We start from the raw sequence: 16,472 nt of genomic DNA on the forward strand, positions 1-16,472 counted from the left end.
GTGTTGCCCAGTGGGGCCGCGCGCCGTACGGGGGTGGAGTTATCCCCACCCCCGCCCGGCGCCCAGGCCGACCCCCCTCGGTAGCCAGCCCGATTCCGCCCGATCCCCGTGATTTCTAACGTCGTTGCCATGAAGGTGATCGAGGTAGACAACCTCCGCAAGCGGTACAACGACCGGTTCGTGGTGGACGGCGTGTCGTTCACCGTCGAAGAGGGCGAGATCTTCGGCGTTCTCGGCCCCAACGGCGCCGGCAAGACGACCACCGTCGAGTGCGTCGCCGGCCTGCGCACCCCCGACTCCGGCAGCGTGAAGGTGCTCGGCGGCCTGACCGGGGACGCGCTCAAGGAGAAGCTCGGCGTGCAGCTGCAGAGCTCCGCGCTGCCCGAGCGGCTCAAGGTCTGGGAGGCCCTGGACCTGTACGCCTCCTTCTACGAGGTGTCCGTCGACCCGACGGCGCTGATCGAGCGGGTCGGGCTCGCCGACAAGCGCGACACCCGGTACGGCAAGCTCTCCGGCGGCCAGCAGCAGCGGCTGTCCATCGCGCTGGCCCTGGTCGGCAACCCCCGCGTGGCCATCCTCGACGAGCTGACCACCGGACTGGACCCGCAGGCCCGCCGGGACACCTGGGAGCTCATCGAGCAGATCAGGGCGGACGGCGTGACGATCGTGCTGGTCACCCACTTCATGGAGGAGGCCGAACGGCTCTGCGACCGGATCGCGTTGATCGACTCCGGGAGGGTGGTCGCCATCGACAGCCCGGCCGGGCTGATCTCCCGGATCGAGCACCAGCAGACCGTCAGGTTCCGGCCCTCCGGCCCGCTCGACGACGCCGTGCTGAAGGCCCTGCCCGAGGTGACCGGGGTGCACCGCGACGGCGACCGGGTCACGGTCACCGGCGACGGCAACCTGCTGCTCGCGGTCACCGCCGCCCTGGCCTCGGCCGGAGTCGTCCCCGCCGACCTCCGGGTCGAGCAGGCCACCCTCGACGACGCGTTCCTCGCCCTCACCGGCAAGAAGATCACTAACGGAGACGCCCGATGAACAAGATGATCCTGGTCGAGGCCAAGCTGTTCCTCCGCGAGCCCGGCTCACTGATCTTCGCGATCATGCTCCCGCTCGGGCTCCTGCTCGTCCTGGGCATGATCCCGGACATGCGGGAGGTCAGCCCGGAGATGGGCGGTCAGCGAGTGATCGACAACCATCTCCCCGCGATGATGACGATCCTGGCGGTGGTGACGATGGCGTTCACCGTGCTGCCCGGCACGCTGGCGGCCTACCGCGAGACCGGCGTGCTGCGCCGGATGTCCACCACCCCGGTCAGCCCGCTCCGGCTGCTGGCCGCCCAGCTGGTCAACAACCTCGTGGTCGCGGTGGTCGCCACGGCCCTGCTGATCGGGCTGGGCCACCTCGTCCACGGCACCCCCTTCCCCGGGAACCCGCCGGCCTTCGCCGCCGTGTTCCTGCTCGGCACCGCCTCGCTGTTCGGGGTGGGCCTGCTGATCGCCGCGCTGGCCCCCACCGCCAAGTCCGCGCCGGGTATCGGCTCGATCCTGATGTTCCCGCTGATGTTCATGGCGGGCATGTGGATCCCCCGGGAGCTGATGCCCGACCTGGTCCGGCAGATCGGCGACTTCCTGCCGATGGCGCCCTTCGGCCAGGCCCTGCGCGACACCTGGGCGGGGCAGGCGCCGCAGACGCTGAACCTGGTGGTGATGGCGGCGACCCTGGCCGTCACCGGCGCTCTGGCCGCCCGGCTGTTCCGCTGGCAGTGACGGCGCCGATGACGGGGGAGAGCCGGCGCGGGGCGGGGATCCGCTCCCGCGCCGGGCCGCCCGTCAGGACTCCGCCGCCCGTGCGTCGTAGGCCGCACGGGCGGCCTCGACCTGTTCGATGTGCGACTCGGCCCAGTCCTTGATGGCGCGCATCAGCGGGAGCAGATCCCCGCCCAGGTCGGTGAGCGCGTAGTCGACGCGGACGGGGACGGACGCGGTCACCGTGCGGGAGACCAGACCGTCGCGCTCCATCGAGCGCAGGGTCTGCGTGAGCATCTTCTGGCTGACCCCGGCGACGACCCGGGACAGGTCGCTGTAGCGCCTGGGCCCGTCGGCGAGGGCGGTCAGCAGCAGGCTGACCCACTTGTCGCTGATGGTGACGAGCAGGTTCCTGGCCGGGCAGGCCGCCAGGAAGGCGTCGTATTCGGCGCGGGCCTCCTGCCGCCGCTGCGCCGCCGTCTGCGTGGTCATAACGCTCCTCGGCGTACGGTACGCACCTTGGAGTGCGTACTTCCCCTCAGAGAGTAGCTCTTCGTAAGTTCGTTGCATCCCACCGCACTGTTTGCACCGTTATCAGGAGGTAGAGATGCGCGCCGTAGTGGTCCGTTCGTTCGGCGGCCCCGAGACTCTGGAGATCATCGACGTCCCGGTCCCCCAGGCCGGTCCCGGCCGGGTCCGGATCCGGGTCGAGGCCGCGGGCGTCAACCCGGTGGACCTCGCCACGCGTGCGGGCGCGCTGGTCCAGTTCGGGCTGATGACCGCCCGCGAGGTCCAGGGCATCGGCTGGGACGTGGCCGGGGTGGTGGAGGAGACGGGACCGGGGGTGGACGCCTTCGCGCCGGGCGACCGGGTGATCGGGATCAGCGACCGGCTCGACGTCTCACTGGCCGGCTACGCCGAGCAGATCGTCCTCGACGCCGACGCGGTCGCCCCCGCTCCCTCCAGCGCCACCCCGGCCGAGGCCGCGACGATCCCGCTGAACGGCCTGACCGCCGCCCAGGCCCTGGACCTGGCCGATCTGCGGGAGGGGCAGACGCTGCTGGTGACCGGCGCCGCGGGCGGCGTGGGCGGCTACGCCGTCGAACTGGCCGCGGCCAGGGGACTGCGGGTGGTCGCCGTGGCGGGCCCGCAGGACGAGGAGCTGGTCAGGAAGCTGGGCGCCGAGTTCTTCGTCCCCCGCGGGGCCGAGCCGGCCGAGGCCGTGCGGGCGCTCGTGCCCGGCGGGGTGGACGGGGCGATCGACGCGGCCGTCCTCGGTCTGCCGACGCTGGCCGCGGTGCGCGGCGGCGGCTCGTTCGTGGCCGTGATCGGCGGCGCGGCGCCCCTCCCCCTGCGGGGCATCCGGGTGGTCAACGTCTGGGTCCGCGCGGACGGGACGCGGCTCGCCGAGCTGTCCCGGCTGGTCGAGGAGGGCCGGCTCACCCCCCGGGTGGCCGCCACCCTGCCCCTCGCCGAGGCCGCGGCCGCCCACGAGCGGCTGGCCGCGGGCGGCCTGCGCGGGCGTCTGGTCCTGCAGCCCTGACGGGGGACGCGGCCCGGGGCCCGGCCACGGGGCTCTGGGGCTCTGGGGCTCCGGGCCGATGGACGGGCCGGGTCAGCAGTTGCAGTCGCAGCCGCAGCCGTCACCGCAGCACGAGCACGCCTCGCAACAGCCCCGGCAGGCGTCGCAGCACTGCCCGCAGATGTCGCAGCCGCCGCAGTCCAGGCGCTCCCCGCAGGACTTGTAGCGGTCCTCGTCCCACGGCGGCCGGTAGAGCCCGCAGGTGCAGGCCATGAAGCTGAGGGCGAAGCAGAGCCGGGGCCCGCAGCCGGGCTCCGGCTGCAGACGGGGGTCGCGGGGGACGACCGGGCCGGGGTCGTGCGGGCTCCTGGTGGGAATCCCCTGGGCGACCGGACCCGCGCCCTCCCGGGAACGGCACCGGTCCGCGGAAGCCCCCTGGCCGAAGACCCGGTCCACCGAGCGGCGGACCTCCTTGACCACCAGCGCCTTCACCAGGCCGCGCTCCTCCAGGTCGAGGTCGGCCACGGCCAGGCGCAGGCCGAGCAGCGCGTCGTCGCAGAGACGGCGGGCCTCGGCCAGGTCCGTCCCGGTGGCGAGCAGCGGGTTGTAGGCGCCGGTGGCGCGGTCCTCGGCGAGGTCCTCCACCGCGTCCACCAGGTGGGCGATCCGGCCGAAGCAGCGCCCGGCCTCGGCCAGGAGCTCGGCGTTGTGCGGCTTGCCCGCGAGGATCGCGGTGTGCGCGAACGCCGCGGCGACGGCGTCCTCGGTCGGCCCGGTCAGCTCCAGGAGGGTCAGGCCCCGCTCGGTCTCCAGGCGGGTCTGCCGCTCCACCGCGTCCGTCAGCGCGGCGGGGTCGAACCCGACGGCGGCGGCCGTACGGGCTCCGGCCGACTCCCAGCGGGCGGCCACCCGGCCCGCGACCGCGGCGACCGGCCGCCGCGCGTAGATCCCGTCGCCGTCGGCGATGTGGTCGCGGACCTTGCCCGAGGCCAGGATCAGCGAGGTCGCCGCCGCCAGCCGTACCCCCTCGGCCCGGGCGCCGACCACCTCCGCGCCGGAGAACCCGCGCAGCGCGCACGGGGCGGCCTTGCGGCGGGAGGAGCGCGCGGGGGACTGCGCCTCGGTCAGCACCGAGACCAGCAGCCCGTCGTAGTTGGTCACCAGGCGGGCCGCGTGGCCGTGCTCGTCGCGCAGCGCCAGGCAGAGGCCGCACAGGTGGGCCATCCACGCCGCGAAATGGCTGCCGCACATGCCGTGGCGGCACGGCCGAACGATCCCGAACATCTTCCCCCCGCAGTTACGCCGTACAGGTGCGACAAATGTGCCATACGCGACTTAAGAATGACTTGCAGACTTTATGCGGTGACCTGGGGCAATCCCTACCAGCCCATGACGCCGCGCGGGGCGCCGTGGCACCCTGAGGGCATGCTGACACTGGCGCACGTGAGCGACATCCACATCGACGACGCCCCCCGCAGCGCCGAGCGGACCCGCGCCGTCATGCGGCACCTGGACCGGATGCCCGGCCCGCTGGACGCCGTCATCGTCACCGGGGACATCGCCGACCACGGCGCGGCCGAGGAGTACGAGATCGCCAGGGAACTGCTGGACTGCGGCCGTCCGACGATCGTGTGCCCCGGCAACCACGACGACCGCGCCGCCTTCCGCAAGATCATGCTCGGGACCGAGGGCGACGGCCCGATCAACCAGGTCCTGCACCTCGACGGGCTCACCATCGCGCTGTGCGACTCCAGCATCCCCGGCCGGCCCGAGGGCCTCCTGGAGGACGAGACGCTCGCCTGGCTCGACACGGTGCTCTCCGCCGCGCCCGGCGTCCCCGCCCTCGTCGGCATGCACCACCCCGCCGCCGCCCTGGGCATCCCCTACGTCGACGGGATCGGCCTGCGCGAACCCGAGCGGCTGGAGGCGGTGCTGGAGCGCCATCCCCAGGTCGTCGCCGTACTGGCCGGGCACGCCCACACCCCGGCGAGCACCTGGTTCGCCGGACGCCCTCTGCTGGTCGCCCCCGGCGTCGTCAACACCGCGCTCACCCCCATGGAGACGGCCCGGCGGATCCCGGTCGACCTCGACATGCCGCCCCAGTTCTCCCTGCACGTCCTCGACGGCGGCCGTCTCGCCACCCACACGCGGCCGGTCCTGTGACCGCCGCGCGGCCGATCATCTGAGAGACCTCGCCGGACCCCGTGAACGGCCGTCCCCGGACGCCTCACGGACCGGCCGGGGACCTGTGGATTTCCCGTCCGATTGAACCGCGCGCGGGTCCGGCTCCGTACTGCCTGCCGACGGCGGAATCGCCCGGCGGCCCCCCACACCGGCGACCCCTCCGGTCACCGGCCCGGGGCCACCGGGCGTTGTCGCGGATCGAAGGACGCAGGCCATGATGCGGCAGAGCACCTGTCCCCCTCCTCCGTCCGACCCCCTCGGAGCGGAACCCATGTCGAGCGCTTCCCACCACGGTTCCAGGGGGCGGCAGAACTGGCTGCGCCGCCTGTGGCCGGCCGACGAACCGGACGGCGAACGGATCGTCTCCGCGCTGTACCGCGAGTACCACCGGCCGCTGCTCGCCTTCGTCTCCCGGCTCACGTGGGGGGACCTGCAGTGGGCCGAGGACGTGGTCCAGGAGACCATGATCCGGGCCTGGCGCGGCGCGGACCGGCTCGATCCCGGCGCTCCCTCCCTGATGCCCTGGCTGGCGACCGTCGCGCGACGTATCGTGATCGACGACCGACGCCGCAAGGACGCACGCCCCCACGAAGCCGACGAGGGGGTCCTGGAGAGTGTGCCGATGCCGGACCAGATGGAGAACCTCCTGCGCCAGGTGGTCGTGTCGGACGCCCTCAGCTCCCTGTCCCCCGCGCACCGCGAGATCCTGAGCGAGACGATCCTGAAGGACCGGTCGGTGAACGAGGCCGCCGAGGTCCTCGGCATCCCCGTGGGCACCGTCAAGTCCCGCGTCTACTACGCTCTGCGCGCCTTGCGCGTCGCGATGGAGGAGAGGGGCGTGACGCCGTGAGCCCGCAGGTCGAGCACACCGACGTGGGCGCCTACGCCCTGGGACTGCTGGAGGAACCCGACAGGCGCGCCTTCGCCGCGCACCTCGCCGGCTGCCCCTCCTGTACGGCGGAGCTGGCCGAACTGTCCGGGATGGCCGCGATGCTCGACGGGGTCGAGCCCGTCGGCGACGACCGCGACACCCGCGCCGACGCGGTCCCCGCCACGGTCATCGACATGGTCCGGCGGGAGAGGATCGCCGACCGCCGCACCCGCCGGGGCACGCTCGTGATGGCCGCGGCCGCCGCCGTGGCCCTGGTCTCCGGCGGGATCGTGGCGGGCGCCGCGATCGGCGGCGACCGGGTGACCGCCCCGATCACGCACCCCGGCCACGACTCCGAGCAGGGCCCCGCCGAGGAGTTCTATCACCGGGGCACGCCCGTCGCGGGCCGGGGCGCCCCCGGCGTCTCCGGCGGCCTGGTGCTGGAGACCAAGGAGTGGGGCACCCACGCCGCGATGGAGCTCAAGGGCATCAAGGGCCCGCTGGAGTGCGAGCTGATCGCCGTCTCCGGGACGGGCGAGCGGAAGGTCATCGCCGGCTGGTCCGTGCCGGACAAGGGCTACGGGGTGCCCACCTATCCCGAACCGCTCTACATACACGGCGGGACCGCGCTCCCGGCCGCCGACATCGACCGCTTCGAGGTCATCGCGAACGACGGCCGGACCCTCATCACCTTCGAGGTCTGACCCCGGGATCTCCATGTCCGGACGGGCCGGGCCACGTCGGGGACGCCGTGTCTTCCGAGTGAGTAAACATACGGATTCACCGGTTGAACCCCCCGCGGCCGCCTCCCCGTACAACCGGACGGCGGGCACGACCGGCGTCCCCCGCGGTCGACCGCACCCCCTGAACGCTTCATGGCGTCCGCGCGCGAGGGCCACGCAGACTCCCTGAAACGACGGCGCCCGCCGTACGGGGATCTCATCCCGTACGGCGGGCGCCCTTGTCACGGCCCACCGGCCCGGCGGCTCAGTGGGTGGCCATGTCGACGAAGCGGCTGTAGTGACCCTGGAAGGCCACGGTCACCGTGGCGGTGGGCCCGTTACGGTGCTTGGCCACGATCAGGTCGGCCTCTCCGGCCCGGGGAGACTCACGCTCGTAGGCGTCCTCCCGGTGGAGCAGGATGACCATGTCCGCGTCCTGCTCGATCGAGTTGTGGACGCTTATCCCGTTGGCCACGAAGTTGTGGGTGCCGAGAACGGTGGCGTCGTAGACGGGCTGTTCTCCCCGGCTCTCGATGGAGACGACCTCGTCCCAGAAGACATCGTTGGTAGCCAGCATCTCCAGCTCAGCGTCATCCAGGATCGCCGCGACCCGTCCCAGCCGCTCACGGCCGGGAGGGCGCTGCCACAGCGTGCTCCCGCAGAACTGAGTGCCCGGCTCCGCCGAGAACCCCCGGTGGGCCATGCCCTTCTCCGAGAGGGTCGTGCGCACCCTCTCCCACACCTCGCGCGGAACGGTGTCCACGTTGGTGTTTCCCTTGAGCAGGCGCAGTTCCGACGCGCAGCGCTCCGCCTGGACCGACCGCTCACCGTGTACCCCGATCTCGTCGAGGAACCGGAGCTGGTTCTCCGCACCGTAGATGAGCAGTTGGTAGCCCGGACGGTGGTCTCCCTTGCGAACCTCCTTGATCCGGGTCATCACGTTGAAGCGCAGCAGGAGCCGGGCCACATCGTCGATCAGCCGCCGACTGGTCGACGCGTAGTGGATCCGCGCCCGGCCGTGTTCCTCATCCCACCAGACGCAGCCGTCCGTGGCCCAGAGGTGCTTCAGGAACAGGCCGATCCGGATCTTCGGCAGCGAGAAGATCCTCTCGGGGACGGACTTCTCATGGCTCCGCATGCCGAAGGGCCCCAGGGAGTCCATCCACGCCGCGACGGGGTTCCGCTTGCCATGGGCCAGGCGGTACGGCGCAGGCGGCCGCAGGGTCGTCACCCTCGCGGCCTCGTATTCGTCGCGAACCGCCGTGACGCCGAAGTGCCCGGCCGCCTCCGTCATCGCCTCAAGGCAGGCTTCGTCCTTGCTCGCATAGCGGATCGGCTGCCTCTCCAGGCAGGAACCGTCACCGATCATGTGTGCCAGCAGGACGACCTCGTCCTCGGGCAGATCCTCCAGCCGTTCCGGCGCCGGAACGTGACGCGGAACCGCCAGCCGGGCCCCTTCGTGAAGCTCGCCCAGCGGACGCCAGCCGTCATAGGTCATGAACGGGTGATTGGCCGTCGCGCTGATCTCACGGCCGGACTTCAACTTCAGCCGGAAGACTTCTTTGATGCCGCTCGGGAACACATGCGTCATGGTCCGGGGGATGAGGCGCAGTCTCTCATCGAGAGACCACACGGGCACATCTCGCTCTCCGCTCTCCAGCAGTTCCCCCAGGGAGACCTCCGCCCCCGTGTCGGCGCGGAGGACCCGTGTGTCGGCGGTGAGACAGCCGGATTCGCGAAGGTCGCTGACCATGGGTCTCTTGTCCGTCCGCTGCTCGGGACCACGGTTCAGCTGGGAGATCGCGATGACCGGGACCTCCAGCTCCTTGGCGAGCAGCTTGATCGCACGGGAGATCTCGGAGACCTCGTTCTGGCGGCTCTCGGTCTTCTTGGGCGACGACATCAGCTGGAGGTAGTCGATGATGACGAAGCGCAGGTCGTGCCGTTGCTTCAGACGCCGGCACTTGGCCCGGATCTCCATCATCGACATGTTCGGCGAGTCGTCGATGTAGAGCGGCGCCTCGGCCACCTCGCCCATCCGCCGGGCGAGCTTGGCCCAGTCGTCGTCGGTCATCGAACCCGACCGCATGGCGTGCAGCGCCACCCTGGCCTCGGCCGACAGCAGACGCATCGTGATCTCGTTCCTGGACATCTCCAGCGAGAACACAACAGTGGTCATACCGTGCTTGATCGCCGCAGACCTGGCGAAATCCAGTCCAAGGGTCGATTTACCAATCGCCGGACGGGCGGCGACGACGATCATCTGGCCGGGGTGGAGGCCGTTGGTGAGGGCGTCGAGGTCCTGGAAGCCGGTGGGGACGCCGACCATCTGGCCGCTCCGGCCGCCGATGGCCTCCAGCTCGTCGAGGGCGCCCGGCATGATCTCGGACAGCGGGACGTAGTCCTCGGAGGTGCGGCGCTCGGTGACCTTGTAGATCTCGGCCTGGGCCCGGTCGACGAGGTCGTCGACCTCCTCGTCCTGCCCGCCGTAGCCGTAGGAGACGATGCGGGTGCCGGCCTCGATGAGGCGGCGCAGGATGGCCTGCTCGCGGACGATGCGCGCGTAGTAGCCCGCGTTGGCGGCGGTGGGCACGACGGCGGTCAGCGTGTGGAGGTAGGCGGCGCCGCCGACCCTGGCGACCTCGCCGCGCTTTTGCAGCTCGCTGAAGACGGTGACGGCGTCGGCGGGGTCGCCGCGGCCGTAGAGCTCGGTGATGATCTCGAAGACCAGCTGGTGGGCGGGGCGGTAGAAGTCGTCGGAGCGCACGATCTCGACGACGTCGGCGATGGCGTCCTTGGACAGCAGCATGCCGCCGAGCACGGACTGCTCGGCCTCGATGTTGTTCGGCGGCGTGCGCTCGAATCCCGACTCGAAGACCGGTGGCTCCGCAATGCTCACCGCGCACCCCCTTCCTTCGCGGTCCTGCCACCCCCATTTGTAGCCGACCGGTATGACAGTTTCGCCGCTCTTCGGAGCGGCAGCAACGCAGCCTGTCGACAATCCTGTGGATAACGTGTGGAGTTCCCCGCAGGAGGGGTGGACACGTTGTGGACAGTCCTGTGGATAATAGTTATCCACAGGACGGGACACCCTTCTCAGCAGGGGAAACTTCATCCACCGCCTGTGGAGGAAAGAAAGTCGGGCGACACGCCGAGACCGGTTCGGCATAGCGCGGGAGCGCGTCTCCCCGGTCCGGTACCTTGCGCCCTCCCGGCCCTCGTCCCCGGCCCTGCGTCCTCGTTCCCGGTCGTCCGCACTCCCGAAGAGAGCTTCCGAAACGGTAAGAAGCAGAATTAACGTGTGCCTCTTACTCCCCGTGCTCGCGACCGGCAGATCCTCCGGCTGGCCGTACCGGCCTTCGGAGCCCTGATCGCCGAACCGCTGTTCCTGCTGACGGACACCGTCATCGTCAGTCATCTGCCCGCGCCCGCGCTGGGCGCGCTGGGGGTGGCGAGCACGGTGCTGAGCGCCCTGGTGGGCCTGTGCGTGTTCCTCGCCTACGGGACCACCGCGGCCGTGGCCCGGCAGATCGGCGCGGGAGACGCACGGCGCGCGGTCCGCCAGGGGATGGACGGCCTCTGGCTGGCGGCCGGCGTCGGGCTGGCGGTCATCGTGGTGGTGTGGCCGCTGGCGCCGTACCTCGTCCAGCTCGTCGGCGCCGAGGGCGAGCTGGCCCGGCAGGCGGTGACCTACCTGCGGATCAGTCTGCTGGGCGTGCCGTCGATGTTGCTGGTGCTGGCCGGCACGGGGGTGCTGCGCGGCATGCAGGACACCGTGACGCCGCTGCTGGTCTCCGTGGGGGCGTTCGTGGTCAACGCCGTGCTCAACGTGGCGTTCGTACTCTGGCTGGGCTGGGGGATCGCCGGTTCGGCCTGGGGCACCGTCATGGCCCAGACCCTCGCCGCCGGGGTCTATCTGACGATGATGTTCGCCCGCCACCGGGCCCCGTTCCGGCCGGACCTGACCGGGATCAGGGCCGCGGGGTCGGCGGGGGTCGCCCTGGTCGTCCGCACGGCGTGCCTGCAGGCCGTACTGATCATCGCGACGGCCGTGGCCACCCGGATGGGGAACCAGCAGATCGAGGCCCACACGATCGTCTCGCGGATCTGGACGCTGCTGGCCTTCGCGCTGGACGCGATCGCCATCGCCGGGCAGGCCATCACCGGTCACGCCCTGGGCGCCGGCGACGCGGCGGGCGCGCGGGCCGCGACCCGCAGGATGGTCGTGTGGGGCGTCGGCTCGGGTGTGGTCCTGGGTCTCCTGGTGGTCGTGACCGGGCCGTTCCTGCCCGCCCTGTTCGACGCGGACGCGACCGTCGCCGGGGAGCTGTCGGCCACGTTGTGGGTGGTGGCGCTCCTGCAACCGATCGCGGGAGTGGTGTTCGTCCTCGACGGAGTGCTGATCGGAGCCGGGGACCAGGTGTATCTCGCCTGGGCCGGGGTGTGGACGACGCTGGCGTTCCTGCCCGCGGTGTTACTTGTGGTCACCCTCGGTGGAGGCCTGGTCATGCTCTGGGTGGCGCTCGGCGTTTGGATGGCGGCGCGCATGGTCACTCTGGGGCTGCGCGCGAACGGCGGCAAGTGGTTGGTGATCGGCGCGTGACCTGGTGGTGTCCACCACGTAATCGCTTACCTCTTGTTCCATCGTGACCCCCTGAGGCACTGTGAGTCGGGTCCGGCAACGAAGGTGTTGCCTATTCACGATTGGCCGCATCGTGCCCGAGGGTCACTCTCCGTCCATCACGCGCCGTCTGCATCCCAGTGAGGCGACCGGGCGCTGGACCGGCGCGCGCCACGGGCTGCCCAAGGCCTACGGCCAGGCCGACCTCGTCGTCCTCGGCATCGGTGTCATGATCGGGGCGGGCATCTTCAGCCTCGCCGGCCGGCAGGCGGCCACCATGGCCGGGCCGGGCGTGATCCTCTCCTTCATGATCGCCGGGATCACGAGCCTGCTCGTGGCCTTCTGCATCGCGGAGCTGTCCTCCGCGATGCCGGCCTCGGGCAGCGCCTACACCTTCACCTACGTCATCTTCGGCGAGGTCTGGGCCTGGATCGTCGGCTGGGCGCTGGTGATGGAGCTGCTCCTGGCCGCCGCGGTGGTCGCCCGGGTGTGGTCCCTCTACGCGGCCCAGATGCTGGGCGACTTCGGCGTACGGCTCCCCGAACCGCTCTCCGGGATCGTCGGCCAGACGGAGGGCTTCGACCTTTTCACCCTGCTCATCCTCGTCCTGCTGACGGGAGTGGTGGCGCTCGGCGCCCGGGTCGGCCTCCGGACCCTGTGGATCATCGTGATCGCGAAGCTGCTGGCCATCGGCGCGGTCATCGTCGTCGGCGCCGCCCACTTCGACCAGGCCAACCTCGCGGCCATCCCGGCCCCGTCCGCTCCGCTCAAGACGTCCGGAGGCACCCTGGACTCCCCGCTGCTCGGCCTGGTCTTCGGCCAGAGCACGGCGTTCGGCTGGTTCGGCATCTTCGCCGCCGCCGCCACGATCACCTTCGCCTACATCGGCTTCGACGTCGTGGCCACCGCCGCCGAGGAGGCCGAGGACGCGCCCCGGTCGATGCCGCGGGGCATCATCCGCAGCCTGGTGGCCACCACGGTCATCTACATCGCGGTCGCGGTGGTGATGGTCGGCATGACCCCCTACGACGAGATCAACGCCGACGCCCCGCTCGCCAGCGCCTTCCGCCAGGCGGGCGAGGGCTTCATGGTGCACATCATCAACATCGGCGCGGTCCTCGGCCTCACCACGGTCGTCCTGGTGCTGCTCGTCGGCCTGACCCGAGTGATCTTCTCCATGGCCCGCGACGGGCTGTTCCCCCGCCCGCTGGCGAAGATCAACCGCAGCTACCACAGCCCGACCAGGGCCACCCTGGTGATCGGCGGCACGGCGATCCTGCTGGCCGAGTTCGTGCCGGTGCTCACGCTGGAGTCGCTGGTCGTCATCGGCACCCTGTTCGCCTTCGTCGCGGTGGCCGCCGGAGTGATCCGGATGCGCCGGACGATGCCCGACCTGCCGCGGGGCTTCCGGACCCCGCTGTCCCCCTTCGTGCCGATCGCCTCGATCCTGGCGAGCCTGTGGCTCATGGTGAACCTCCAGGTCATCACCTGGCTGTACTTCATCGCCTGGATGGCCTTCGGCGTGCTGGTCTATCTGCTGTACGGCAGGCGCAACAGCGTCCTGGCGGGCGGCCAGCCGCCGCTCGAACCCCCGGCGGGCCTGCGGGGGCGGCACCGCCGCTGACGGGATCCGGCCCGGCCGGTGGGCCCACCCGGGTGAGCCCGGCCGTCCGTTACCCAAAAGCGATGTGATTCATCTCAAATCCCGCCGTCTCCCACCGAAGTTCCTCTCACGCTCCGAACTCGGAAGCTCACCTTCGGCAGGAGATGCAGAACATGCATGATGAGTCATGGCCGTGAGGTCGGCACGGCCTGTGAGAGCCGGCACCCGCCGGAGCCGCGTGACGGCTCTGGTGATCTCCCTGGTGCTGGGGAGCACCGCGTCACTGCACATCCAGGCGGGACCGGCAGCCGCCGCCACCCCGGCGGCGGAGGCCGCGGCCGAGACCGCGCTGGGCGTGAACATCGCGCCGGTGCGCGACTGGACCCCCGAGTGGCCCTTCGTCGACGCCTTCCGGACCTCCCGCCCGTGGATCAGCCAGCGGACGGGCGCAGGCTGGGGTCAGGGACCGGCGCTGCAACTGGACGAGCACGGCTGGGTGCGCAGCATGGAACCGGGCCAGTACGTCGACGCCGCCATCTTCACCAGCGGTGACTACCCGATCGGCACGTACGTCGTCACCTGGGAGGGCGATGGCGACGTGACGTTCTTCGGCGGCGGCACGATCACCAACCGCACCGCCAACCGCTTCGAGTACAACCCGCAGACCGCCGGGCGCACGGACTACACCCCCGGCGCCGGCGGGCGCTTCCTGCGCGTCACCCGGACCGACCCGGACGACTATGTCCGCAACATCCGCGTCTGGATGCCGGGGTTCGAGGCGACCGGCGAGGCGCAGGTGTTCCACCCGCAGTTCCTCGACAGCCTGAAGGGCATGAAGACGCTGCGCTTCATGGACTGGATGGGCACCAACGCCTCGCCGTACACCACCTGGGAGAGTTACCCCACCCCCGAGTCGTCGACGCAGACGCGCGGCGTGGCGGTCGATCTCATGATCGATCTGGCCAACCGCATCGGCGCGGACCCGTGGTTCAACATGCCGCACCAGGCGGACGACGAGTTCGTCCGGTCCTTCGCCCGGGCCGTGCGGGACAAGCTGGCGCCGGGGCGCAAGGCCTACATCGAGTACTCCAACGAGCTGTGGAACAGCGCCTACGCCTTCCAGCAGACTCCCTGGGTCCGCGGCAAGGGCCAGGAGCTCGGCCTGGCCACGGAGCCGTGGGTGGCCGGCCAGCGCTACCAGGCACTGCGATCAGTTGAGATCTTCCAGATCTGGAACGAGGAGTTCGGCGCCGAGGCCGGTACCCGCCTGGTGCGCGTGGCGGGAGTCCAGTCCGGCAACGTCGGCGTGGCCCACGACGTCCTCTCCTACCGGAACGCCCACGAGCACGTGGACGCGATCGCCGTCGCACCGTACTTCGACTGCGGCGACCAGTGGATCCCCGGCGATTCCCGTTCCTATTTCCCCGGGCACCCCACCGTCGCCCCGTACGTCAAGGAGGGCGGCGTCGACCGCCTGCTCCAGGCCTGCCAGCGCTCGATCGACGTGGGAGCGCGCGACCAGATCCTCCGTCACAAGGCGCTGGCCGACCAGTACGGCCTGTCCCTGGTGGCCTACGAGGCCGGTCAGCACCTGGCCGGCATCCTGGGCGCGGAGAACGACGACGCCCTGACCGCGCTGTTCGGCGCCGCCAACCGGCACCGGCGCATGCGCGACCTGTACGCCCGGTACCTGGACCAGTGGCGCGAGCTCGGCGGGGGCGCCATCGCGCTGTTCCTCACCACCGAGCACATGTCCAAGTGGGGGTCGTGGGGCCTGCGGGAGCGCCTGAGCCAGCCCCTGGCCGACGCCCCCAAGGCCCTGGCGGCCGACGAGTTCCTCCAGGCGCTGCGCCAGGTGCCGGTGCGGGTGTCCGCGCCGGCCGTCACCTCCCTGTCGCTCCGGTCGGACCTGGCCGCCGGCGGCTCCACCCTCACCGTCAGGGGCGCCAACCTGGCCAGCGCGAGCACGGTCCGCTTCGGCCAGGTCAACGCGCCGTTCCACACCGTCCAGGCCGACGGCGTCACCCACCTCGTCGTCACCACTCCCCGGTTCGACCAGGGCGGCGCCGTCGACGTGACGGTGACCAACCCGGCGGGTGTCAGCCCGGCGACGCCGGCGTCCCGGTTCACCTACCACCCGCCGCCGGCCGTGACCTCGCTCTCCCCCGCGACCGCCCTGACCGTCGGCGGCACCACCGTCACCCTCACCGGCACGGCGCTGACCGGCGCCGAAACGGTGCGGATCGGCGCGGTCACCGTCCCCGCGCGGGTGCTGTCGGCGACATCGATGGAGTTCACCGTCCCCGCCCGGACCCAGACCGGAGGGGTCGACGTCACGGTCACCACCCCGTACGGCACCAGCGCGGTGGTGCCCGCCGGCCGGCTGACCTACGTCAACCCGCCCAAGCCCGTGGTCGCCGATCTGTCAGCCTCCAGCGGACCGGCCCAGGCGCCCACGACGGTGCTGATCAACGGCTCCCACTTCCGCGGCACCACGAGGGTCACCATCGGTGTCCAGGAGGCGGCGTTCACCGTCCTGTCGGACTCCCAGATCCGCGCGGTCTTCCCCGCCCAGCCCCACAACACCTGGGTGAACGTGCACGTCTTCACGCCCGGCGGCCACAGCGACGCGCACGCGGAGACCGACTTCCGCTACATCGCCGCGCAGGTTCCCGCCGTGACCGGCCTGTCCGTCACCGAAGGCCAGGCCCACATCCCGCACACCGTGCTCGTCAGCGGACAGGGCTTCACCTGGGCGACACAGGTGACCGTCGGCGGCGTGCCGGCGCCGTTCACCGTCGTCTCCGACACCCGGCTGAGCGCCACCTTCCCCGCCAGGGCCTTCCAGGGCAAGGTCGGCGTGCAGGTCACCACCCCGGCGGGCACCAGCCCGATCACCCAGAGCGGCGTGTTCACCTACACCGCGCCGCGGCCGGTCGTGACCCGCCTGTCGGTCAGCCGCGGGCCAGCCAGGAGCCGAACCACGGTCCTGATCGACGGGAGCGGCTTCACCGCCGCCTCCCGGGTGACCGCCGGCGGCCTGCCGGCCTCGTTCACCCGCGTGTCGGACACGCGGCTGAAGGCGGTCCTCCCCGCGCGCACCGCCGGAACGGCGTACGTGCAGGTGACCGCCCCGGGCGGCGTCAGCGCCGTCGGCAGGGCCGCGGCCTTCACCTGGGTGGCGTCCCGGTGAGCCGC

The 16,472-nt window shown here is 71.4% G+C and carries 12 protein-coding genes; 9 read left to right on the forward strand and 3 right to left on the reverse strand.

The window, feature by feature from the left end; all coding sequences use genetic code 11:
- Positions 1–129: 129 nt before the first annotated feature.
- Positions 130–1,041, forward strand: a complete 912-nt coding sequence (locus Psi01_RS18640; RefSeq protein ID WP_204065292.1) for an ABC transporter ATP-binding protein — start codon at positions 130–132, stop codon at positions 1,039–1,041.
- Positions 1,038–1,772 (forward strand): ABC transporter permease, encoded by a 735-nt coding sequence (locus tag Psi01_RS18645; RefSeq protein ID WP_204065293.1) that lies wholly within the window; start codon positions 1,038–1,040, stop codon positions 1,770–1,772. Before Psi01_RS18640 ends, Psi01_RS18645 begins: the two co-directional genes overlap by 4 nt.
- A gap of 63 nt (positions 1,773–1,835) precedes the next feature.
- On the opposite strand, the gene Psi01_RS18650 is transcribed toward Psi01_RS18645, so the two are convergent.
- Positions 1,836–2,243 carry a winged helix-turn-helix transcriptional regulator gene (locus tag Psi01_RS18650; RefSeq protein ID WP_204065294.1) on the reverse strand — a complete coding sequence of 136 codons (408 nt, stop codon included), beginning with the start codon at positions 2,241–2,243 and terminating at the stop codon, positions 1,836–1,838.
- Between the two features lie 115 nt (positions 2,244–2,358).
- Between Psi01_RS18650 and Psi01_RS18655 the strand changes: the two genes are divergently transcribed.
- Positions 2,359–3,294: an NADP-dependent oxidoreductase gene (locus tag Psi01_RS18655; RefSeq protein WP_204065295.1), complete on the forward strand. Its 936-nt coding sequence runs from the start codon at positions 2,359–2,361 to the stop codon at positions 3,292–3,294.
- A 72-nt stretch (positions 3,295–3,366) separates the two neighbouring features.
- Here the strand turns inward: Psi01_RS18655 and Psi01_RS18660 are convergent, their stop codons facing one another.
- On the reverse strand, positions 3,367–4,557 hold the full coding sequence (locus tag Psi01_RS18660) for a DUF5685 family protein (protein WP_204065296.1): 1,191 nt from the start codon (positions 4,555–4,557) through the stop codon (positions 3,367–3,369).
- Positions 4,558–4,698: 141 nt separating this feature from the next.
- Here Psi01_RS18660 and Psi01_RS18665 point away from each other — a divergent pair, with 141 nt between their 5' ends.
- From Psi01_RS18665 to Psi01_RS18675, 3 genes are all read left to right on the forward strand, one after another.
- Positions 4,699–5,436, forward strand: coding sequence for a phosphodiesterase (locus tag Psi01_RS18665; protein WP_204065297.1), 738 nt, complete (start codon positions 4,699–4,701; stop codon positions 5,434–5,436).
- A 292-nt stretch (positions 5,437–5,728) separates the two neighbouring features.
- The gene (locus Psi01_RS18670) at positions 5,729–6,307 is read left to right on the forward strand and encodes a sigma-70 family RNA polymerase sigma factor (protein ID WP_239127822.1); all 579 of its coding nucleotides are present in this window, start codon (positions 5,729–5,731) and stop codon (positions 6,305–6,307) included.
- Entirely contained in the window at positions 6,304–7,032 is a 729-nt protein-coding gene (locus Psi01_RS18675) for an anti-sigma factor family protein (RefSeq protein ID WP_204065298.1), read from the forward strand. Before Psi01_RS18670 ends, Psi01_RS18675 begins: the two co-directional genes overlap by 4 nt.
- Before the next feature lie 283 nt (positions 7,033–7,315).
- Here the strand turns inward: Psi01_RS18675 and Psi01_RS18680 are convergent, their stop codons facing one another.
- A complete protein-coding gene (locus tag Psi01_RS18680) occupies positions 7,316–9,949 on the reverse strand; it encodes a replicative DNA helicase (protein ID WP_204065299.1) in 2,634 nt (877 codons plus the stop codon).
- Positions 9,950–10,351: 402 nt separating this feature from the next.
- On the opposite strand from Psi01_RS18680, the gene Psi01_RS18685 reads away from it, so the two are divergent.
- The 3 genes from Psi01_RS18685 (at position 10,352) to Psi01_RS18695 (ending at position 16,467) form a co-directional block, all read left to right on the forward strand.
- Positions 10,352–11,653, forward strand: a complete 1,302-nt coding sequence (locus Psi01_RS18685; RefSeq protein WP_204065300.1) for an MATE family efflux transporter — start codon at positions 10,352–10,354, stop codon at positions 11,651–11,653.
- Positions 11,654–11,765: 112 nt separating this feature from the next.
- Positions 11,766–13,295 carry an APC family permease gene (locus Psi01_RS18690; protein ID WP_204065301.1) on the forward strand — a complete coding sequence of 510 codons (1,530 nt, stop codon included), beginning with the start codon at positions 11,766–11,768 and terminating at the stop codon, positions 13,293–13,295.
- Between the two features lie 217 nt (positions 13,296–13,512).
- A complete protein-coding gene (locus Psi01_RS18695) occupies positions 13,513–16,467 on the forward strand; it encodes an IPT/TIG domain-containing protein (protein WP_204065302.1) in 2,955 nt (984 codons plus the stop codon).
- The last annotated feature ends 5 nt before the right edge of the window (positions 16,468–16,472 follow it).

It is taken from the genome of Paraplanobispora siamensis (assembly GCF_016863175.1).
GTDB lineage: Bacteria > Actinomycetota > Actinomycetes > Streptosporangiales > Streptosporangiaceae > Planobispora > Planobispora siamensis.